This window comes from Lentzea sp. DG1S-22 (genome assembly GCF_036321065.1).
GTDB classification, from domain to species: domain Bacteria; phylum Actinomycetota; class Actinomycetes; order Mycobacteriales; family Pseudonocardiaceae; genus Lentzea; species Lentzea jiangxiensis.
In genome coordinates this window covers 5,562,038-5,581,267 of record NZ_CP143276.1, presented here as the reverse complement: position 1 = coordinate 5,581,267, position 19,230 = coordinate 5,562,038, and the positions used below count along the sequence as shown (strand labels likewise).

Below are 19,230 nucleotides of genomic sequence, written 5' to 3'. Positions count from 1 at the left end.
TCCAGTTAGAAGTTCTGCTCGGAACGTTAAGCTGAGCTTTGTGTTGGACGTGCGAAGGCTGCGACTGCTCCACGCGTTGTCGGTCCACGGGACGGTCACGGCCGCCGCGGAGGCCCTGCACGTGACGTCCCCCGCGGTGTCCCAGCAGCTGGCAGCCCTGGAGCGGGAAGCCGGGGTGGCGCTGGTCGAACGGGACGGGCGGCGGCTGGTGCTGACCCGTGCCGGCCACGTGCTCGCCGCGCACACGCAGCTCGTCCTGGACCAGCTGGCGGCCGCCGAGGCGGACCTGGCCTCGCTGCGGACGTCGGTCTCCGGTGTGGTGCGCATCGGGGCGTTCGTGTCGGTGGCCGCCCTGCTCCCGCGCGTGATCCAGGTGCTGCGGTCCGAGCACGGGTCCGATGTGGACCTCTTCGTGCACGAGATGGAGCCGGAGGCGTCGCTGCCCGCGCTGCGGCGCGGGGACGTCGACATCGCCGTCGTCCACTCGTACAACATCATGCCGCGCGACCTGCCGCCGTCCTGCGAGTCGCACGAGCTGTTCGTGGAACCGGTCAACGTGGCGCTGCCGTTGAGCGATCCGCTGGTGCAGCAGGACTCCGTGGACCTGGGTGTCCTGGCCGACCGGCCGTGGATCATGCCGCGCACCGACGCCTCGTGCCACGAGCTGACCCAGCGGGCCTGCGGCGCCGCCGGGTTCGTGCCGCGGGCGCAGGCCTACTGCGACGACTTCGGCGTCATGTGCGGGCTCGTCGAGGCCGGGCTCGGGGTGGCGCTGGTGCCTTCGGTGGCACGGCGGCCCGGCGTGGCGTTGCGGCCGCTGAAGCAGCAGGTGTTCCGGACGGTGTCCGCCGTCGTGCGGAACCGGGCCGACGGGCAGCCCGCCGTGCGGGCCGTGCTGGAGCAGCTACGCCAGGTCTGAGAGCCACTGCTCGACGCCCGCCACGTGCACCGTGGACCAGCTGCGGGCGAGCTCGGGCTGGTGGGCGGCCAGCGCGTCGACGATGGCGCGGTGCTCGGCGACGGTGCGGTCGACGGCGTTGGACTGGGTGATGCCGCGCCAGATGCGGACGCGGACCGTCGGGCCCGCCAGCGTGTCGAGGAGCTGGGCGAGGTAGGCGTTGCCGGAGCACTGGGCGATGGCGCGGTGGAACTCGAGGTCGTGCTCGACCAGTTCCTCCACGGACTTGGCGCTCTCGGCGGCGTCGCAGAGCGCGCGGAGCTTGACGATCTCGTCCGGTTCCACCCTTTGGGCGGCCATCGCGGCCGCCGCGGGCTCCAGGATGCGCCGGACCTGGAGGACTTCGAGCACCGAGTCCTCGCCGCGGTGGAGGTCGAGGACGAACGACAGAGCACCGAGCAGGTCGTCGGCCCTGAGCGATGAGACGTACGTGCCGTCGCCCTGGCGGACGTCGAGCACACGGACGAGTGAAAGTGCCTTCACGGCCTCGCGCAGTGAGTTGCGGGACAGCCCGAGGCGTTCTGCCAGGTCAGCCTCTCGCGGGAGGCGGTCGCCGGGCTTGAGCTCGCCCGAAACAATCATCTCCTTGACGCGCAGGATCGCATCGTCGGTGACTGCCACGGGCACCCTCAACTCGTCGTAGACCTCGGATGTCTGGCGACCAGTATGCGCCACGCAAGGTCGTCTTCGTGGCACCCCCGGCGTTTCGGACTTCATTCACGAATTGCGGTGTGGGATGGTTATCTCTTAACGACACGTGACGGGAACCCCTGTTGTCGCCATAATGGTCTGGACCATTCAAGGAGGGATCTTGGACGCCGTTGTCGCAGCACCGCGCGCATTGCTCGGTCGCACGATCGTCGGTCCTGCCTCGGTGCGGATCAGGGACGGCCGCATCGTCGAGGTGACCACCGGTGAAGCACCACCCGGCGCGGAGGTCCTGTCCGACGGCCTGCTGACACCGGGCCTGGTCGACGTGCAGGTGAACGGCGCCGTGGGCGTCGACTTCGCCGAGGTGGACGCCGCCGGCATGCGTGCCGTGGCGCAGGCCTTGCCGTCCACCGGTGTGACCCGGTTCCTGCCCACGTTGATCACCGCACCGGTCGACGTGGTCCTCAGGCAGGCCCGTGCAGTACTCGCCGCATCCGCCGCGTTGCCGGACGGAGTGGGCGCCCGGCCGTTGGGCGTGCACCTCGAAGGCCCCTTCCTGTCACCCAAACGGGCAGGGGTGCACGACCCGTCGTTCATGGTGGAGCCTGGTCCCGACCAGATCTCGGCCCTGCTCGACGACGATCTGATCCGCCGCGCGCTGCGGATGGTGACGATGGCCCCGGAGCAGCCCGGCGGCTTCGAGGCGGTTCGCCGGCTCGTCGAGGCCGGTGTGCTCGTCGCGGTGGGGCACTCCGACGCCACCGGTGAGCAGACGCGCGCCGCGGCGGACGCGGGTGCCCGCATGGTGACGCACCTGTTCAACGCCCAGAGGCCGTTGGGGCACCGCGAACCCGGTGTGCCCGGCGTGGCTCTGGTCGACGAGCGCTTCACCCTCGGCCTGATCGCGGACCTCGCCCACGTCGGCCCCGACGTGTGCCGTCTCGTGTTCAACGCCGCCGGAGCGCGAGTCGCGCTGGTCACCGATGCCGTCGCCGCCGCGGGGATGCCGCCCGGCCGCTACCACCTCGGTGGTGCGGACGTGCTGCTCACCGAGGACGGCGTGCCCCGCTCGCCGGAGGGCACGATCGCGGGTTCCGCGCTCACGCTCGACCGCGCCGTGCGGAACATCGTGTCCGTGGGCGTTCCGGTCGCCGACGCCCTGGCTTCGGCGACGATCGTGCCCGCCGAGGTCATCGGCGAGTCCGGTCTCGGCCGCCTCGCGCCGGGTGCCGTCGCCGACCTCGTGTGGTGGGACGACGACCTGCGGCCCAGGAAGGTCTGGGTCGACGGTGAGGTGGTGTTCGACGCCGAGGTGCCGGTCGCCCCGGTCGTGGCCGGGTACGCCACCGCGGGCCAGTAGAGCTCCGAACGACGAAGGGCGCCTTCCCCGTGCAGGACGGGGGAGGCGCCCTTCGTCGTGCTCAGGGCGTTCATTTTCAGTTCATTGCAACGATCTGCGGGGCGATCGTTGCGTTAGATGTCAACTCGGCTGCAACGATTTCAGCGGATTGAACTGCGAATATCGTAAAGCTCTGCAACGAAGCTGTTGGCTCGACCTGAAAACGCAACGTAGCGTTTCGGCTGTCAGAAACACCAAGCCGCAGGAGCACGACGATGACGGAGCAGATGCAGAAGATCGCCGACGAGATGGTCGACGCCGGTTTCACCGGTGTGGAGCTCCGGCTGCACGACGACACCGGTGACCGGAGCTGGAGAGCCGGGCTGAGTGAGGTCGACGGGAACGCGGAACCGCCGCCGAACGGGCACGTCCGGATCGGCAGCAACACCAAGACGTTCGTCGCGGTCGCGGTGCTGCGGCTCGTGGCGGACGGCCTGGTGGAGCTGGACGGCGCGGTGGACGACCACCTGCCCGGGTTCGGCCTCGACCGCCGGATCACCGTGCGGATGCTGCTCCAGCACACCAGCGGGCTGTTCAACCACACCGGCGAGTACTACGAGGACGGCACGGTCGCGCCGGGAATCCTTTGGCAGGGCAAGGAGTTCGTGGAGAGCCGGTTCCAGGTGCACCGGCCGGAGGACCTGGTGCGGTTCGCGCTGTCCAAGCCCGTGCGGTTCGAGCCCGGCGCGGACTGGAGCTACGCGAACACCAACTACGTGGTCGCCCGGCTGCTTCTCGAACGGGTCACCGGCCGGCCGATCGACGAGGTGATGCGCAAGCTTGTCCTCGGACCGCTCGGTCTCGCGGACACCTCGGTGCCGACCGGCCGCGCGATCGCCGAGCCGCACGCGCACGCCTACTACCGGTACGTCGACGCCGGCGAGGAGAAGACGGTGGACGTCACCGGGATCGACCCGTCCTGGATCTCGAGCGGTGGCGACATGATCTCGACGACCGCGGACCTCGGCACGTTCATCAGGGCGGTCGTACGCGGTGAGCTCCTGCCGGCTCCGCTGCTCGCCGAGATGCTCCAGCCGCACTCGAAGGTCCCGTACGGACTGGGCGTGTTCGTGCAGGAAACGGGCAGCGGCAGGGTGATCTCGCACAACGGTGGCGCGATCGGCCACGGCGCGTTGATGTACGCCACCGCCGACGGGTGCAAGACCCTGACAGCCGCGCTCAACTACGTCGACGACGCCGATTTGTCGCTGGCGGAGGCGTTCCAGGCGGTGACGAAGAACCTCGTCGGGGAAGTGTTCGGCTGAGCGCGAGCGAAGAGCCCGCCCGGGGGAACCGGGCGGGCTCTTCCGCCGTGCTGCTCAGAGCGTGCGGGTGACCTTGTTCAGGCCCCGCGGGCTGTCCGGGTCACCGCCGCGCGCCAGCGCGAGGCCGTACGCCAGGCGCTGCACGGGGAGGATCTCCAGCACCGGCGCCACCTCCTCGGCCGTCTCCGGGATGCCGATCGCCAGCGTCGCGCCGACCTTCTCCGAGGCCGAGCCGACCGCCACCACGTCCGCGCCGCGCTGGTGCACCACGTCGAGGGCGTCGCGCAGCGAGTCGCCGCCCTTGCCCAGCGACGTGATCGCGAGGACCGCGGTCTCGCCGTCGACGGCGGCGACCGGGCCGTGCAGCAGGTCCGCCCCGCTGTACGCGCGTGCCGCCAGGTAGGAGGTCTCGGCGAGCTTCAGGGAGGCTTCCAGGGCCGTGGCGTAGGAGTAGCCGCGGCCCGTGGTGAGGACCCGGTCCACGAACCGGTAGCGGCGGACGGCCTCGTCGACCGTCGGAGCGGACTGGTCCAGCGTCACCCGGGCCAGGTCGCCGAGCGGGGCCGCCGCCTCGCCGTTGCCGCCTCGCACCGCGTCGATCAGCAGGTACAGGGCGAGCAGCGTCGCCGAGTACGTCTTCGTGGCGGCGACCGCGTGCTCGACGCCCGCGGACACGTCGACCGAGAGCTCGGCGGCCGCGTTCAGCGGGGAGTTCGGGGTGTTCGTCACGGCCACGGTCAGCGCTCCACGCCTGCGGTAGGAGGCGGTGACCTCCAGCAGGTCGGGCGAGCCACCGGACTGCGAGACCGTCACGAGCAGCACGTCGCGCAGGTCGGGCTCGGCGCCGTAGAGGGTGGTCGTCGAGGCGGAGACCAGGCCTGCCGGGAGCTGGAGCAGGATCTCGGTCAGGTACTTCGCGTAGATCGCCGCGTGGTCGCTGGAGCCCCGGGCGGCGAAGAGGACGAAGCGCGGGGCGCGTTCGCGGATCACCGCGGCCACCTCGGCGATGGCCGAGCGCGCGGAGTGCAGGGCCGAGAAGATCGACGGCTGTTCGGCGATCTCCGCTGCCATGTGCCGGCCTGGCTGGGGCGTGGTCATGTCGTGCCTTTCAGGATCAGCTCGGCCGCGGCTCGGAGGCTCACCCGAGAACCGCCGTGGGTGTCGATGCGGGCGGCGCTGCCCAGGTCTGGACCAGGGACGCCGGTTTCGACGTGCACCACGTCCAGCTGCAGATTAGTTAAGTTTGTTACCAGTTGTCGAGCGGCCGTGTGCCGGTGGGCGTCCCGCGTCACGACCACGATCGTGCGGGTTCCCGCCGCCTTCGCGACCTCGTCGGCGGAGATGTCGCGGGCCGCGATCACCTCGGTGCCCGGGAGGACCTCCCGCAGGTACGGGCCGAGGCCCCACGGGACGTCACCGACCGCGATCGACGGGTCCACGACCAGGTCGACGACGACCGGGTCGCTTCCGACACTAACCCGGCCGCGCACCTCGACAGCGCGTCGAGCGGCCGTGAGACCGATCTCAGCGTCGTGGGCGTCGACCGTGGACGGGGGCAGGCCGAGCGCCAGCGAGCGCTTGGCGGCCTGGGCCAGGCGTTCCTCGGACAGCTCGCCGGACTTCACCGCGGCGACGATCGAGTCGATCAGCCACTGGAGGTCCTGGTCGTCGAGGGCGATGCCGCCGAGGCAGAGCGCGTCCACGCCGGCGGACAGCGCCCGGACGGCGCCGTGGGCGAGGTCGCCGCCGACGGCCTTCATGTCCAGGCCGTCGGTGATCACCGCGCCGGTGAAGCCCAGTTCGGTGCGGAGCAGGTCGATCGCGTGCTTGTTCAGCGTCACCGGCTGCGTGCCCCACTCGGGGACGACGAGGTGGCCGGTCATGATCGACCGGACGCCCGCGTTCACCGCCGCCTGGAACGGCACCAGCTCGACGGCGCGCAGCTGTTCCTCGGTGCGCGGGAGCACCGGGAGCTGCTCGTGCGAGTCCTCCGTGGACGCGCCGTGACCGGGGAAGTGCTTGGCGCAGGCGGCGACGCCCACCGTTTGCAGCCCCTCGACCCACGCGGCGACGTGCCGCGCGGCGAGCACCGGGTCCGAGCCGAACGCGCGGACGCCGATGATCGGGTCGTCCAGCGTCAGCACGAGGTCGGCGGACGGGGCGAGGTTCAGCGAGATGCCGCACTTCGCGAGGCGTGCGCCGATCGACGCGGCCACCGAGCGGGTGAGGTCGAGGTCGTTCGCCTGGCCCAGGGCGTGGTTGCCGGGAACCTCGGAGCCGCGGCCCGCGTCGAGGCGCGTGACGTCGCCGCCCTCCTCGTCGATGCCGATCACCACGTCCGGGCGCACCGAGCGCAGTTCGGTGCACAGCGCGGTCACCTGGGCGTCGTCGACGACGTTGCGCCCGAAGAGCACAACGCCGCCGAGTCCGTCAGCGACGCGCCGCAGCAACCAGTCGGGGGCGGTCGTTCCGTGAAAACCGGGCAGCAGAACGGCAGCGGCCAACTGATCCACGTGTCATCCCTTCACCGCACCGGCGGTGACGCCGGCGACCATCTTGCGTTGCACGATCAGGAAGAACACCAGCGCGGGCACGGTGAACAGCGCCGAGGCGGCCATCGCGCCACCCCAGTCCGTGCCGAAGGCGGTCTGGAACCCGGACAGCCACACCGGCAGCGTCTCGCTGTCCTGGCTGCGGATCAGCACCTTGGCGAACAGGAACTCGTTCCACGCCGTGATGAACGCGAACACCGACGTCGCGACGAGGCCCGGTCCCAGCAGCGGCAGGGTCACCTTCCGGAACGCGCCCCAGCGGCCGCAGCCGTCGACCATCGCGGCTTCCTCGAGCTCGATCGGGATGCCGTTGACGAACCCGCGCAACGTCCACGCGCAGAACGGCAGCGTCACCGCGAAGTACACGAGGACCAGCGACGAGAGGTGTTCGTAGAGCTGCAGGTCCCGCATCATCAGGAACATCGGGATCAGCAACGCCTCGAACGGCGCCATCTGCGCGACCAGCATCAGCAGCACGAAGCTCTTGCGGCCGCGGAAGGCGAAGCGCGACATGGCGACCGCCGCCGTGATGCCGACGATGATCGCGGCGAGCACCGCGGTCAGCGTCACGAGGAGGCTGTTGCCGAGCGAGGACAGGAAGCCGGGCTTCGTCCACGCCGTCACGAAGTTCGTGAGCGTCACCGAGAACGGGACCAGGTCGTAGTCCGACGTGATCGTCGTTCCCTTGGGCTTGAGCGCCGACGTGATCATCCAGTACGTCGGGAAGAGGAAGAACAGCGCGAGCGCGAGGCCCACGACGTTCGCCGCAGACTTCTTGAGCATCAGATCTTGCCCTCCTCGGTCTGCAGCAGCTTGCGCAGGTACTGGAACGTGATCAGCCCGAGGATGACCATCATCAGCACGGAGATCGCGGCCGCGACGCCGAAGTGGCTCTTCGCGATGCCCTCCAGGTACTGCAGCACCGGCAGCGTCGTGCTCTCACCGCTGGGACCGCCCTCGCGGAACACCCAGATCTGCGCGAAGACCTTGAAGTCCCACAGCGTCGACAGGAACGTCACCATCATCAGCAGCGACTTGATCTCCGGCCACGTCACCGCGCGGAACGTCTGCCAGCCCGTCGCGCCGTCGATGCCCGCGGCCTCGTAGAGGTCGCGCGGGATGCCGACGAGACCGGCGTAGAGCGAGAAGGCGAGGAAGGGGATCGCCTGCCACACGATCAGCAGCCCGACGACGGACAGCGTCGAGGTGCCGGAGGAGAACCACGAGTAGCCGGCGAACGAGTCGAAGCCCAGCCGCACCAGCGTCTTGTTCAAGATGCCGTAGTTCTGGTCGAACATCCACTGGTAGACCGTGGTGGACGCCAGGATCGGCATGGCCCAGGCGCAGAGCATCGCGATCTGCAGCGCGACTCGCACCCACGGCGTGAGCACGCGCATCAGCAGCGCGATCCCGAGGCCCATGCCCACCGACGCCACGACGACGGAGAGGGTGAACACGAGGGTGCGCAGCGAGACGTCCCAGAAGCGCTCGTCCTGCAGCACCGTCGCGTAGTTGTCGAAACCGGTCCACACGATCTCGCCGCGGACCAGTTCCCCGAGGTTGAGCTGGCGGAAGCTCGTCACGAACACCGAGATGACCGGCCAGCCGATCAGCCAGAGGATCGCGATGAGTGCGGGAGCCAGCAGCAGGTAGGGCAGCGACCTGTCGAAGGCGCTGCCCCGGCGGCGGCGCTTGCGCGCCCCACCCGTCACGGCAGGCGGCAGCGCCGGAGGGATGTCCCCTGCCGGCGCTGCCGTTTCGGTCGTCTTGACGGCCGTCATCTCAGCCGGGCTAGCCCAAGGCCTTGGTGATGGCGTCGCTCGCGTCCTTCGTCGCCTGGTCCAGCGGCTTCGCGCCGGAGAGGTACGCGGTGAGCGCGTCCTTCAGCGGGTTCTGACCCGCCTCGACGGCACCCCACTTCGGCGAGCTCGGCGTGACCTTGCCGTTCGGGGCGGAGGCGGCGAGCGCCTTGCCGACCGCGTTGGTCTCGAGCTTCGAGGTGTCCTTCGAGGTGCCGGGAACCGCGCCGCCCTCGGCGAGCATGTCCTGGTACTTCTTGGACGACAGCAGCGCGAGCCACTTCTTCGCGGCTTCGGCGTTCTTGCTGGCCGTCGGGATGGCGAGGTTCGAGCCGCCGAGGAACACGGGGGCGGTCGAGCCGGCCTTCTTGGACGGGATCGGGAACGCCGCGGTCTTCTCCTTGAGCTCCGGCTTGTCCTTGACGGCGCTGCCGAGCTCCCACGGGAGACCGATCATCATGCCGACGTTGCCGGTCTGGAAGACCTCGTACTGCTGCGGCTTCGCCTCGTCGGTGTCGGCCGGGGCCTTCTTGGTGGCCGACGCGTCGTAGAGCGCCTTGTAGGCCTCGAAGCCCGCCTTGGACTGAGCCGAGTCGAGCGTGCCCGTCCACTTGCCGGCGTCCTGCTTGGCGATGTCGCCGCCCTCGTCCCAGATCAGCGAGAGCAGGAAGTACCAGGACTGACCCGGCAGGTACAGGGCCTGGAAGTCCGGGTTGGACGCGTTCGCGGTCTTGAGCTTGTTGATCGCGTCGATCCACTCGGCACGGGAGGTGGGCGGCGTGGTGATGCCGGCCGCCTGGAACAGGTCCGTGCGGTAGATGACGGTGCGGTTCGCGGCGTAGAACGGCACGCCGAACTGCTTGCCGTTCAGCGTCAGCGAGTCCTTGAGACCGCCGAGCCACTCACCGCTGTTGAACTGACCGGCGTCCGCCGTCAGGTCGGCCAGCGTGCCCTGGTCGGCGAAGCCCGCGATCTGGGTGTTGCCGAGCTCGATGACGTCCGGCGGCGTGCTGCTGGCCAGCGCGGTGGTCAGCTTCTCCTGGATGCCGGTCCACTTCTGGACCTCGTACTTGACCTTGATGCCGTTCGCCGACTCGAACTCCTTGTTCAAGGCGTCGGTCAGGGTCGTCGGCGCGGAGCCGTCCATGAGCCACACGGTGATCTCTTTGGTCTCCGCGCCGCCACCGCTGTTCGTGCTCGTGCCACATCCCGACACGGCCACTGCCAGTGCGGCGGCACCAGCAGCGAGTCCTCTCCAGCCCTTCACAGTTCGCGCCCTTTCACCGAGCCCGGCCCTCGGCCGGAACGTCCAAGTGGTGTAGACCAATGCGGAACAGCGTGTGCTGCGTCACCGCGTCTGTCAAGCGCGTTGCCAAGACGTTGCGAAGTCCTCCGACCAATTTCGCGGGAGATGTCGGGGGTTCGGACGCACGAATCGACACGGACAAGGCATCCTTGTGGATGCGTGACGTGGAGTGCGAGGAGGAGGCCATGCTGGAGACGACGCCTGCATCAGGCGTGGACGCCAGGACGCGTGCACAACGCGAACCCAAGTACTGGGGTCTCAAGCGGCACCTGCTCGACCTGTTGAGGGCTCTGCCGCCCGGTTCGCCGATCCCCACGGAACGGTCGCTGGCCGCGGAGTTCGACGTCTCCAGGACGACCGTTCGCCAGGCGCTCGCCGAGCTGACGGTCGAAGGGCGACTGCTCCGGGTGCAGGGCAAGGGCACCTTCGCGGCCGAACCGAAGGTCGCCCAGAGGTTGCAGCTGTCTTCGTACACAGAGGACATGCGCGCCCAGGGCCGCGTGCCGTCGTCCCAACTCATCGAGGCCTCCGAGATGCCCGCCGAGGCGGAGCTCGCGCGGCTGCTCGGCGTGCGTCCCGGTGCCAAGGTGCTGCGCCTGCACCGCCTGCGGCTCGCCGACAACGAGCCGATGGCCATCGAGACGACCCACCTCGCGCTCGGCCGCTTCCGCGGGCTGCGCCGGTACCTGGCGCCCGGCGCCTCGCTGTACCAGGTGCTGTCCGAGCGGTTCGGCGTCGAGATGGGCCACGCCGAGGAGACGATCGAGACCGCGCTGGCCTCGCCGGAGGAGGCGGAGCTGCTCGGCGCCGACATCGGCCTGCCGATGCTGCTGCTGTCGCGGCACTCGTTCGACACCGAGGGCAACCCGATCGAATGGGTGCGCTCGGTCTACCGCGGTGACCGCTACAAGTTCGTCGCCACGCTGAACCGGCCGTCTTGATCGCCTGGGGCACACCGCGTGCCCGCTGGGTGCTGACGACGACGATCCTCGGCTCGGGCATGGCCATGCTCGACGGCACGATCGTCAACGTGGCGCTGCCCAGGATCGGCGCGGAGCTCTCCGCGTCGGTCACCGACCTGCAGTGGATCCTGAACGGGTACCTGCTGGCACTGGCCTCGCTGATCCTGGTCGCCGGGTCCCTCGGCGACCGGTTCGGCCGGCGCCGGGTCTACGTGGTCGGCGTGGTGTGGTTCGGCGTCGCCTCGCTGCTGTGCGGTGCCGCGTGGAACGTGCCGGTGCTCGTGGCCGCGCGCGTGCTGCAGGGCGTCGGTGCCGCGTTGCTCACGCCGGGGGCCCTGGCGATCCTGCAGTCGTCGTTCAACCGGGAGGACCGGTCGCGGGCCATCGGCGCGTGGTCCGGGCTTTCCGGCGTCGCCACGGCGATCGGGCCGCTGGTCGGCGGCCTGCTGGTGCAGGCGTGGTCGTGGCGCCTCGCGTTCCTGGTGAACCTCCCGGTCGCCGCGCTGTGCGTGTTCCTCGCGCTGCGGTTCGTGCCGGAGTCCAAGGATGATTCGGCCGGGCACCCCGGCTACGTGTCCGCGCTGGTCGGAGCGGTGGGACTGGCTCTGCTCACGGGCGGTCTCGTCGAGCAGTCGTACGTCCTCGCGGTTCCCGGAGCGGTCGCGGTGATCGCGTTCGGGGTGGTCCAGAAGAGGTCCGCGGATCCGCTCGTGCCGCCCGAGCTCTTCCGGAACCGGACGTTCCTGGTCTCGAACGTCCTCACGTTCCTCGTCTACGCGGCTCTCGGCGGCGTGATGGTGCTGCTGGTGCTCCAGCTGCAGATCTCGCTCGGGTACTCGCCGACGGCCTCGGGGCTCGCCAGCGTGCCGATCACGGTCATCATGCTGCTGGCGTCCTCGACGTCCGGCCGCCTCGCGCAACGCCACGGCCCGCGGCTGCAGCTCGTCGTCGGCCCGGTGCTGGTCGGCCTGGGCATGCTGCTGCTGCGCAACGCCGTTCCGGGTGCCTCGTACGTCTTCGGCGTGCTGCCCGGCGTGCTGGTGTTCGGCATCGGGCTCGCCGTCGTGGTCGCCCCGGTGACGGCGACCGTGCTGGCCTCGGCACCTGATCACCACGCGGGCGTCGCGTCCGGGGTGAACAACGCCGTCGCGCGCACCGGCAGTCTCCTCGCGATGGCCGTGCTGCCGGCGGCGGTCGGCCTGGTGGGCGAGGACTACGCGAACCCCGAGGTCATGACCGCCGGCTGGGAGATGGCGCTCGTGCTGTGCGCGGTGGCCGCGATCATCGGCGGCGTGCTGGCCATCGGCGTCGACAACCGGGTGCTGGACGCGGCGCCGGAGCAGCACGAGGCCCCGCACCCCGGTGAGTGCCTGCACTGCGGGGTGGAGGGCCCTCCCACGCACATCCGGTCAGGCGGGGAGAAGGCGCGCCAGTAGCCGCGGGTCCACGTTGCCGCCGGACACGACGGCGACACCGCCACCGAGCTTGGCCTGCGCGGCCACGGCGACCGCACCGCTGGGCTCGGCGACCAGCCGCGCCCGCCGCGCCAGGTCCACCACCGACGCCATGATCTCGTCCTCCGACACCGTGACCACGTCGTCCACGTACCTGCTGATGTGGGCCCAGGTGAGCGCCGACGGCTCGTCCCTGAGGGCGTCGGCGGCCGTCCGGGCGCGCCGCAACGGGTCCCAGCGCACCAGCTCGCCCGCGGCGAGCGACTCGGCGATGTCGGCGGCCAGGGCGGGTTCCGCGCCGATCACGCGGACGTCCGGGCGCAGCGCCTTGACCGCCGTCGCCACGCCCGAGATCAGCCCGCCGCCGGACATCGGCACCACGACGGCCTCGACGTCCGGCAGGTCCTCGAGGACCTCCAGGCCGATGGTGCCCTGACCGGCGATGACGTCGGGGTGGTCGAACGGAGGGATCAGCGCCGCGCCGCGTTCGGCGACCAGGGCCTCGGCGCGCTCGACGCGTTCGGTGATGCCGACGATGAAGACCTCGGCACCCAGCGCCTTCGTGGCCTCGACCTTGACCGCCGGGGTGTTGTCCGGCATCACGATCGCGGCCGGGACGCCGTGCAGCCGGGCCGCGAACGCCACGGCCTGGGCGTGGTTGCCGCTGGAGTACGCGACCACGCCGTTCGCACGGTTCTCCAGGCGCGCCAACGCGTTCAGCGCGCCCCGGAGCTTGAAGGCCCCGATCGGCTGCAGGTTCTCCGGCTTGACCCACCCAGGACCGAACGGCAGCAGCGGTGTGCGCACCACGTGCGGTGCGATCACCGCCGCCGCCGAGAGGACGTCCGGGAGCGCGATCATCCGAGGATCGAGGCGAGCAGCCGGGGTTCGATGTTGCCGCCGGACACCACCGCGACGGCCGGGCCGGCGGGCAGCTTCCGGTTCAGGTACGCGGCCACGGGCACGGCGCCGCTCGGCTCGGACACGACCCGCGTGCGGCGGGCGATCTGGTTCACGGCGTCGCGGATCTCGTCCTCCGAGACGGTGACGAAGTCGTCGACGTACTCGCTGATGTGGGCCCAGGTGAGCTCCGAGGGCTCGGCGCGCAGGCCGTCCGCGATGGTGCGGGCGCGGTCGTGCGCGTCCCAGTGCACGCGCTCTCCCGCGGCGAACGAGGCGGAGGCGTCTCCGGCCAGCTCGGGCTCGACGCCGATCACGCGGACGTCCGGGCGCAGCGCCTTGACCGCGGTCGCGACGCCGGCGATCAGCCCGCCACCGCTCACCGGCACCAGAACCGTTGCCACGTCGGGAAGATCATTGACGATCTCCAGGCCGACGGTGCCCTGGCCGGCGATCACGTCCGGGTGGTCGAACGGCGGGATCAGCGTGGCCCCGCGCTCCTCGACGAGCTCGGCGGCACGCGACTCGCGTTCGGTGATGCCGACGACGAACACCTCGGCGCCGTGCGCGCGGGTCGCGTCGATCTTGAGCTGCGGCGTGTTCTCCGGCACGACGATCGCGGCCGGCATGCCGAGGGTCTTGGCGGCGTAGGCGACCGCTTGCGCGTGGTTACCGCTCGAGTACGCCACGACACCGCGCGCCCGGTTCTCGGAAGGTATGCGGGACAAGGCGTTCACCGCGCCGCGTTGCTTGAAGGCGCCGATCGGCTGCAGGCACTCGGGCTTGATCCACAAGCCGGAGTCGAACGGCAGCAGCGGCGTGTGGACGACGTGCCGGGCGATCGCTGCGGCGGCCGTCCGAACGTCTTCGAGAGTCACCAGGCGCATGGGTTGATGATGCACGTCGCCCGGCCGCAACCGGTGAACTGTGCCCAACGTCCTACGTCTGTCGTGGTTCACAGGCACTGTGGGCGCTGTGTTCCACCGGGGTCGATGGAACGCGAAAAGCGTTGGCAGGCAACAGCCGCCGGCGTCTGCTCGTCTTCGTGATGGCCGTCCTCACCGCCACGGGCGTCCACCTCGTCACCGGCACCGTCCACGGCCGACACCCGTGCACCGTCCACGAGCACCCGCACCGAGACGACGCCTCCGAGCACGTCCGGTCAGCCTCCGGGAGCACGATGACGCCGTGGGCCACTACTGACCCCATTCGGTGATCACGTCACTACTTTGAGCGATAGTTAACTGTCAACGTATACGCACCGCAGTTGATCTGTCGTGAGCTGTGACACACTTCGTTCACGTTCGAGGCGGGGCGTCATAGACAAGCGATCCCCAACTTCACTCGAACGGGCGAAGGATTCGGTCCGAAAGAGACCGGGAGGAGGCGCAATGAGGCTCGTGGCACGTCCGCTTGAGCCCGGCGCCCGCCGTGGAGGACCCGGCTGCCGCACCGGGTTCGAGAGGCACCAAGGGATGGGAGGGGTGGGGCGACCCCTGCCGCCGCCCCACCACCCGTCCCCCTAGAGCCCCCGAGAGAGGTCCCTGCAACCGATCTCTCGGGTTCCCCTGCACCCGAAAGTGAGGGAGACGCTTGATGAACCGCACACGTGCGGCCCGTGTTACCGGTGCCGTGTTGCTCGCCACCGGAGTCGTGACTGCTCTCAGCGTACCGGCGTTTGGCGCCCCTGCTGCACCGGTCGCCCCAACCGGTTCCGATACGGAGAGCTACCCGGCCGAATTGCTCCAAGCGGTCGAACGTGATTTGGGCCTGAACGCTGACCAGGCCCGCGTCCGGTTGGCCTCTGACCAGAAGTCGAGCGAAATCGCGGAGGCCGCCAAGGCGTCTCTCGGCGACGCGTTCGGTGGAGCGTGGATCGACCAGGCGAGCGGCAGACTGACCGTCGCGGTGACCAAGCCCGGACTCTCCGTGACCGGCGCGGACACCACGGTGGTGAAGAACTCGCTCACCCAGCTCAACGGGACCAAGTCGGTCCTCGACGTCATGAACGCCCCCAAGTCGATCACGAGCTGGCGCGTCGACGAGAAGTCGAACTCCGTCGTGGTCGAGGTCAACAAGAACACCCGCGACGCCGCGGCGGAGAGCTTCATCGCCACCGCGAAGTCCATCGGCTCGACCGTCAAGGTCGAGGAGGTCGCCGAGAGCCCCACGACGCTCTACGACCTGCGTGGTGGTGACGCCATCTACATGGGCAGCGGCGGCCGTTGCTCGCTCGGCTTCTCCGTGACCGGCGGCTTCGTGACCGCGGGCCACTGCGGCACGACGGGCACCTCCGTCTCCGGCTACAACCGCGTCGCGGCCGGCTCGTTCGCCGGCTCGGTGTTCCCCGGCAGCGACATGGCCTGGGTCCGCACCAACGCGAACTGGACCCCGCGCCCGTGGGTCAACCGCTACAACGGCACGAACGTGATCGTCCGCGGCTCCACCGTGGCGGCGATCGGCGCGCAGATCTGCCGTTCGGGTTCGACGACCGGATGGCGCTGCGGCACCGTCCAGGCCTACAACCAGACCGTGAACTACCCGCAGGGCACCGTGCGCGGCCTGACCCGCACCAACGCCTGCGCGGAGCCGGGTGACTCCGGTGGTTCGTGGGTGGCGGGCTCGGGCTTCGGCCAGGCCCAGGGCGTGACGTCCGGTGGTTCGGGCAACTGCTCGTCCGGCGGCACGACCTACTTCCAGCCGCTCAACCCGATCCTGTCGCGCTGGGGCCTCACCCTCACGCGGGGCTAGAAATCGGTGCGAAGCGCCGCGGCACCCCGGTGTCGCGGCGCTTTCGCGTTCTCAGACCAGCACGATCTTGCCGTGGGCGTGGCCCGTCTCGCTCAGCCGGTGCGCGTCGGCGGCGCGCGAGAGCGGGAAGACCTCGGCGAACGGCACGGTGAAGGCACCCCGCTCGGCGAGGTCCGCGGCGACGGCGAGGCCGTGCAGCGCCTGGGGGTCGGCGTCGGGACCGCCCGCCGCGTGGGTCAGCCGGACGCCGTGATCGCCGGAGAGGTCGATGATCGTCACGACGCGGTCCGGTGAGCCCGCGATCGCCACCAGGTCGGCCACCGTTCCCGCGCAGTGCAGGACCGCGTCCACCCGCCCGACCCGGTCGGCCAGGCCCTCGCCGTAGGCGACCGGGCGGCTGCGGGCCGACTTCTCGGTCGACGACGTGGTGCTCGTGCTGATGGCCGGTGGGGGCGTCCGCAACGGGACGCCCGCCATCGCGCGGAGGCTCGCCACCCTGTTCCTGGAGGGTGCGGCTAGCTGAACTGCACCGACCGCTTCGACAGGCCGTACCAGAAGCCCTCGACGCTGGTGCGCGCCTTCTCGTCGCTCGCAGCGCCCAGCGCCACGAAGAGCGGTGCGAAGTGCTCGGTCCGCGGGTGCGCGATCCCGGCGGCGGGTGCCTTCACCTGGAAGTCGAGCAACGCGTCCACGTCGCCGTTCGCGAGCTGCCGGTGCGCCCAGTCGTCGAACTCCTTCGACCACGACGGCGGCTCGTAGTCCGGTCCGGCCGGGAAGTTCACGCAGCTGAGGTTGTGCGTCATGAAGCCGCTGCCGACGATGAGGACGTTCCGGTCCCGCAACGGCGCGAGCTTCCGGCCGATCTCGTGCAGCTCGCGCGGGTCGAGCGTGGGCATCGACATCTGCAGCACCGGCACGTCGGCGTCCGGGAACATCTCCTTCAACGGCACGTAGGCGCCGTGGTCGAGACCGCGTTCCTCGTCCTGCTCGACGTGGCCGCCGAGCAGCTTGCGGACGTCCTCGGCGAGCTCCGGCGCGCCCGGCGCCTCGTAGGTCACCTCGTAGTAGCGCCGGGGGAAGCCCCAGAAGTCGTAGACCAGCGGCACGGTCGTGGTCGCGCCGATGGTCGTCGGCGCCTCCTCCCAGTGCGCGGAGACCATGAGCACGGCCTCCGGGCGCGGGAGGGTGGCGGACCAGGCACGGAGCTCTCCGGTCCACGTCTCGTCATCGGCCAGCGGGGGTGCCCCGTGGCTCAGGTACAGCACTGGTGCGCTCACGTCTTCGAGCGTACGCCGTTTGTTCAAATTTCAACGATCAAGTTCGAATTTGAACGACTCGGCCGCCTTGCGCGGGTCCTCGGCGTCGGTGATGGCCCGGACGACGACGACCCTGGTGGCGCCCGCGGCCTTCACCTCGGCGAGGTTGGCGAGGTCGATGCCGCCGATCGCGAACCACGGCCGGTCGGTCCTCGTGGCGCGGACGAGGTCGAGCCCCGGCGCCGGACGGCCCGGCTTGGTGGGGGTCGGCCAGCACGGTCCGGTGCAGAAGTAGTCCACGCCGGGCTCCGCGGCGGCCGCGGTCATCTGGCCCACGTCGTGGGTGGACCGGCCGATCACCACCTCGTCGCCGACGATCCGGCGGGCGAGCGGGACGGGCAGGTCGTCCTGGCCCAGGTGCAGCACGTCGGCGCCGACCGCGTGGGCGATGTCCGCGCGGTCGTTGACGGCGAGCAGCTTCCCGTGGCGCTCGGTGGCCTCGGCGAGGACCTCGAGCGCCTCGATCTCCTGCTTCGCCTCCAGTGACTTGTCCCGCAGCTGGATGATGTCGACGCCGCCCGCGAGGACCGCGTCCGCGAACTCGGCCAGGTCCGGCCGGTCCGGTGTGCAGAGGTAGAGCGTCGCGTCGGCGAGTCGTTGCCTGATCAGGTTTCCGTCGAGTCCTGGCACGCACGCACGTTAACCGTTATGTTGAAGTCGGTCCGCACGGGAGCCTGGAGAACACCGGGCTGAGAGGGAGCGTGGTTCGCTCCGACCGTCGAACCTGATCCGGGTCATGCCGGCGCAGGGAGCGTGAATGCCTTGAGCAGTGTGGAAGTGGCCGTCCGGGGTGGCGGTGTCATCGGTCTGTCCGTGGCCCTCGCCGCGGCACGGGCCGGGTTCTCCGTCTCCGTGTCCGACCTCGGTTCGCCGCACGCGGGTTCCCGGGTCGCGGGCGGCATGCTGGCGCCTCTCACGGAGGCGTGGCCGGGTGAGGAAGCCGTGGTGGCGCAGGGGGTCGAGGCCCTCGCGATGTGGCCGGGGTTCGCCTCGTCGATCGGTGTCCCGCTGTTCACCGCCGGGACGCTGGCGGTCGGCACGCAACCGGGCGACCTCGCCGACCTGCGGCACGCGGGGCAGGTGCTGACCTCGCGGGAGGTCCGCGCCCTCGAACCCTCGCTGGGACCGGCGGTGCGCGGTGGCGTGTTCGCGTCCGGCGACCTCGCCGTCGACAACCGCCTGCTGCTCTCCGCGCTGCGCAGGGCGTGCCTGGACGCCGGTGTCGTGTCCGATGTGGAGGGACGGGTCTCGGTGATCGCCGCCGGGGCGTGGAGCGGCGAGCTGCACCCCGCGCTCGAGGACGTGATCCGGCCGGTCAAGGGCGAGATCCTGCGGCTCACGCACCGTCCCGGCGCGTTGCCGCCCCCTCGGCACACCATCCGCGCGCTCGTCTCCGGACGGCCGGTCTACCTGGTGCCGCGCGACGACGGGCTGGTCGTCGGCGCGACCCAGTACGAGGCCGGGTTCGACACCGACGTGTCCGTCGCGGGTGTGCGGGACCTGTTGCGGGACGCGGAAACCGTGCTGCCGGGCATCGCCGGGTACGCGCTCGCCGAGGCCGCCGTGGGATTCCGCGCGGGCAGCCCGGACAACGTGCCGGTCGTGCGCTGGCTCGAACCCGGTGTCATCGCCGCGACGGGTCACCACCGCAACGGACTGCTGCTCGCTCCGCACACCGCTCGGCTCGTGGTCCAGCTCCTGCAGGGAGGAAGTTCGTGAAGGCACAGGTGAACGGGACCTCCCGCGACTTGGCCGACGGCACGTCGGTGGCCGCGGTCGTCGCGTTGGTGGGGGCGCCCGAGAAGGGCGTGGCCGTGGCGCTCGACGGCGCCGTGGTGCCGAAGGCGTTGTGGGGCTCCACGATCGTGCCGGACGGCGGCGTGGTCGAGGTGCTGACCGCGGTCCAGGGAGGCTGAC

General features: G+C 70.4%; 19 protein-coding genes and 1 riboswitch. Of the genes, 8 read left to right on the top strand and 11 right to left on the bottom strand.

The window, feature by feature from the left end; all coding sequences use genetic code 11:
- Positions 1 to 40: 40 nt before the first annotated feature.
- Positions 41 to 919, top strand: a complete 879-nt coding sequence (locus tag V1227_RS25935) for a LysR family transcriptional regulator (RefSeq protein ID WP_329788072.1) — start codon at positions 41 to 43, stop codon at positions 917 to 919.
- On the opposite strand, the gene V1227_RS25930 is transcribed toward V1227_RS25935, so the two are convergent.
- Entirely contained in the window at positions 905 to 1,579 is a 675-nt protein-coding gene (locus tag V1227_RS25930) for a FadR/GntR family transcriptional regulator (protein ID WP_329788071.1), read from the bottom strand. The two genes, V1227_RS25935 and V1227_RS25930, sit on opposite strands and share 15 nt — an antisense overlap.
- A 190-nt stretch (positions 1,580 to 1,769) precedes the next feature.
- Here V1227_RS25930 and nagA point away from each other — a divergent pair, with 190 nt between their 5' ends.
- A complete protein-coding gene (nagA, locus tag V1227_RS25925; RefSeq protein WP_329788070.1) occupies positions 1,770 to 2,969 on the top strand; it encodes an N-acetylglucosamine-6-phosphate deacetylase in 1,200 nt (399 codons plus the stop codon).
- A gap of 254 nt (positions 2,970 to 3,223) precedes the next feature.
- Entirely contained in the window at positions 3,224 to 4,273 is a 1,050-nt protein-coding gene (locus V1227_RS25920) for a serine hydrolase domain-containing protein (protein WP_329788069.1), read from the top strand.
- A gap of 54 nt (positions 4,274 to 4,327) precedes the next feature.
- Here V1227_RS25920 and V1227_RS25915 read toward each other — a convergent pair whose 3' ends face one another.
- From V1227_RS25915 to V1227_RS25895, 5 genes are read right to left on the bottom strand one after another with little or no spacing between them, the layout of a single operon-like run.
- Positions 4,328 to 5,371, bottom strand: a complete 1,044-nt coding sequence (locus V1227_RS25915; RefSeq protein WP_329788068.1) for an SIS domain-containing protein — start codon at positions 5,369 to 5,371, stop codon at positions 4,328 to 4,330.
- Positions 5,368 to 6,786 (bottom strand): glycoside hydrolase family 3 protein, encoded by a 1,419-nt coding sequence (locus V1227_RS25910; RefSeq protein WP_329788067.1) that lies wholly within the window; start codon positions 6,784 to 6,786, stop codon positions 5,368 to 5,370. The genes V1227_RS25915 and V1227_RS25910 overlap by 4 nt, the downstream gene beginning before the upstream one ends.
- Before the next feature lie 3 nt (positions 6,787 to 6,789).
- The gene (locus tag V1227_RS25905; protein WP_329788066.1) at positions 6,790 to 7,608 is read right to left on the bottom strand and encodes a carbohydrate ABC transporter permease; all 819 of its coding nucleotides are present in this window, start codon (positions 7,606 to 7,608) and stop codon (positions 6,790 to 6,792) included.
- Positions 7,608 to 8,606, bottom strand: coding sequence for a carbohydrate ABC transporter permease (locus V1227_RS25900; RefSeq protein ID WP_329788065.1), 999 nt, complete (start codon positions 8,604 to 8,606; stop codon positions 7,608 to 7,610). The genes V1227_RS25905 and V1227_RS25900 overlap by 1 nt, the downstream gene beginning before the upstream one ends.
- A gap of 10 nt (positions 8,607 to 8,616) precedes the next feature.
- The gene (locus tag V1227_RS25895; RefSeq protein WP_236220670.1) at positions 8,617 to 9,891 is read right to left on the bottom strand and encodes a sugar ABC transporter substrate-binding protein; all 1,275 of its coding nucleotides are present in this window, start codon (positions 9,889 to 9,891) and stop codon (positions 8,617 to 8,619) included.
- 224 nt (positions 9,892 to 10,115) lie between these two features.
- Between V1227_RS25895 and V1227_RS25890 the strand changes: the two genes are divergently transcribed.
- A complete protein-coding gene (locus V1227_RS25890) occupies positions 10,116 to 10,871 on the top strand; it encodes a GntR family transcriptional regulator (protein ID WP_090097755.1) in 756 nt (251 codons plus the stop codon).
- Complete coding sequence (locus tag V1227_RS25885; protein ID WP_329788064.1) at positions 10,868 to 12,328, top strand: MFS transporter; 1,461 nt, start codon at positions 10,868 to 10,870, stop codon at positions 12,326 to 12,328. Before V1227_RS25890 ends, V1227_RS25885 begins: the two co-directional genes overlap by 4 nt.
- Here the strand turns inward: V1227_RS25885 and V1227_RS25880 are convergent.
- Together V1227_RS25880 and V1227_RS25875 are read right to left on the bottom strand one after the other, a co-directional pair.
- Positions 12,302 to 13,207 (bottom strand): threonine ammonia-lyase, encoded by a 906-nt coding sequence (locus tag V1227_RS25880; protein WP_329788063.1) that lies wholly within the window; start codon positions 13,205 to 13,207, stop codon positions 12,302 to 12,304. The genes V1227_RS25885 and V1227_RS25880 overlap by 27 nt on opposite strands.
- Positions 13,204 to 14,133: a threonine ammonia-lyase gene (locus V1227_RS25875; RefSeq protein WP_329788062.1), complete on the bottom strand. Its 930-nt coding sequence runs from the start codon at positions 14,131 to 14,133 to the stop codon at positions 13,204 to 13,206. Before V1227_RS25875 ends, V1227_RS25880 begins: the two co-directional genes overlap by 4 nt.
- A gap of 877 nt (positions 14,134 to 15,010) precedes the next feature.
- On the opposite strand from V1227_RS25875, the gene V1227_RS25870 reads away from it, so the two are divergent.
- Complete coding sequence (locus tag V1227_RS25870; protein WP_329788061.1) at positions 15,011 to 15,997, top strand: S1 family peptidase; 987 nt, start codon at positions 15,011 to 15,013, stop codon at positions 15,995 to 15,997.
- A 51-nt stretch (positions 15,998 to 16,048) separates the two neighbouring features.
- Here V1227_RS25870 and V1227_RS25865 read toward each other — a convergent pair whose 3' ends face one another.
- From V1227_RS25865 to thiE, 3 genes are read right to left on the bottom strand one after another with little or no spacing between them, the layout of a single operon-like run.
- Positions 16,049 to 16,492 (bottom strand): zinc-binding dehydrogenase, encoded by a 444-nt coding sequence (locus V1227_RS25865; RefSeq protein ID WP_329788060.1) that lies wholly within the window; start codon positions 16,490 to 16,492, stop codon positions 16,049 to 16,051.
- Between the two features lie 20 nt (positions 16,493 to 16,512).
- Entirely contained in the window at positions 16,513 to 17,274 is a 762-nt protein-coding gene (locus V1227_RS25860) for a dioxygenase family protein (RefSeq protein ID WP_329788059.1), read from the bottom strand.
- Between the two features lie 30 nt (positions 17,275 to 17,304).
- Positions 17,305 to 17,943, bottom strand: a complete 639-nt coding sequence (thiE, locus tag V1227_RS25855) for a thiamine phosphate synthase (RefSeq protein WP_329788058.1) — start codon at positions 17,941 to 17,943, stop codon at positions 17,305 to 17,307.
- A gap of 26 nt (positions 17,944 to 17,969) precedes the next feature.
- Positions 17,970 to 18,081: riboswitch (TPP riboswitch) on the top strand.
- Between thiE and V1227_RS25850 the strand changes: the two genes are divergently transcribed.
- Positions 18,076 to 19,032, top strand: coding sequence for an FAD-dependent oxidoreductase (locus V1227_RS25850; RefSeq protein WP_442916364.1), 957 nt, complete (start codon positions 18,076 to 18,078; stop codon positions 19,030 to 19,032). It overlaps the preceding riboswitch by 6 nt.
- Complete coding sequence (gene thiS / locus V1227_RS25845; RefSeq protein ID WP_090097465.1) at positions 19,029 to 19,229, top strand: sulfur carrier protein ThiS; 201 nt, start codon at positions 19,029 to 19,031, stop codon at positions 19,227 to 19,229. The genes V1227_RS25850 and thiS overlap by 4 nt, the downstream gene beginning before the upstream one ends.
- Position 19,230 lies beyond the last annotated feature (1 nt).

What these genes read in the sequence shown, in the direction of transcription:
- V1227_RS25905 (WP_329788066.1), bottom strand. Translation starts at nt 7,608, where the DNA reads ATGCTCAAGAAGTCTGCGGCGAACGTCGTGGGCCTCGCGCTCGCGCTG.
- V1227_RS25875 (WP_329788062.1), bottom strand. Translation starts at nt 14,133, where the DNA reads ATGCGCCTGGTGACTCTCGAAGACGTTCGGACGGCCGCCGCAGCGATC.
- V1227_RS25915 (WP_329788068.1), bottom strand. Translation starts at nt 5,371, where the DNA reads ATGACCACGCCCCAGCCAGGCCGGCACATGGCAGCGGAGATCGCCGAA.
- V1227_RS25920 (WP_329788069.1), top strand. Translation starts at nt 3,224, where the DNA reads ATGACGGAGCAGATGCAGAAGATCGCCGACGAGATGGTCGACGCCGGT.
- V1227_RS25890 (WP_090097755.1), top strand. Translation starts at nt 10,116, where the DNA reads ATGCTGGAGACGACGCCTGCATCAGGCGTGGACGCCAGGACGCGTGCA.
- V1227_RS25900 (WP_329788065.1), bottom strand. Translation starts at nt 8,606, where the DNA reads ATGACGGCCGTCAAGACGACCGAAACGGCAGCGCCGGCAGGGGACATC.
- V1227_RS25880 (WP_329788063.1), bottom strand. Translation starts at nt 13,207, where the DNA reads ATGATCGCGCTCCCGGACGTCCTCTCGGCGGCGGCGGTGATCGCACCG.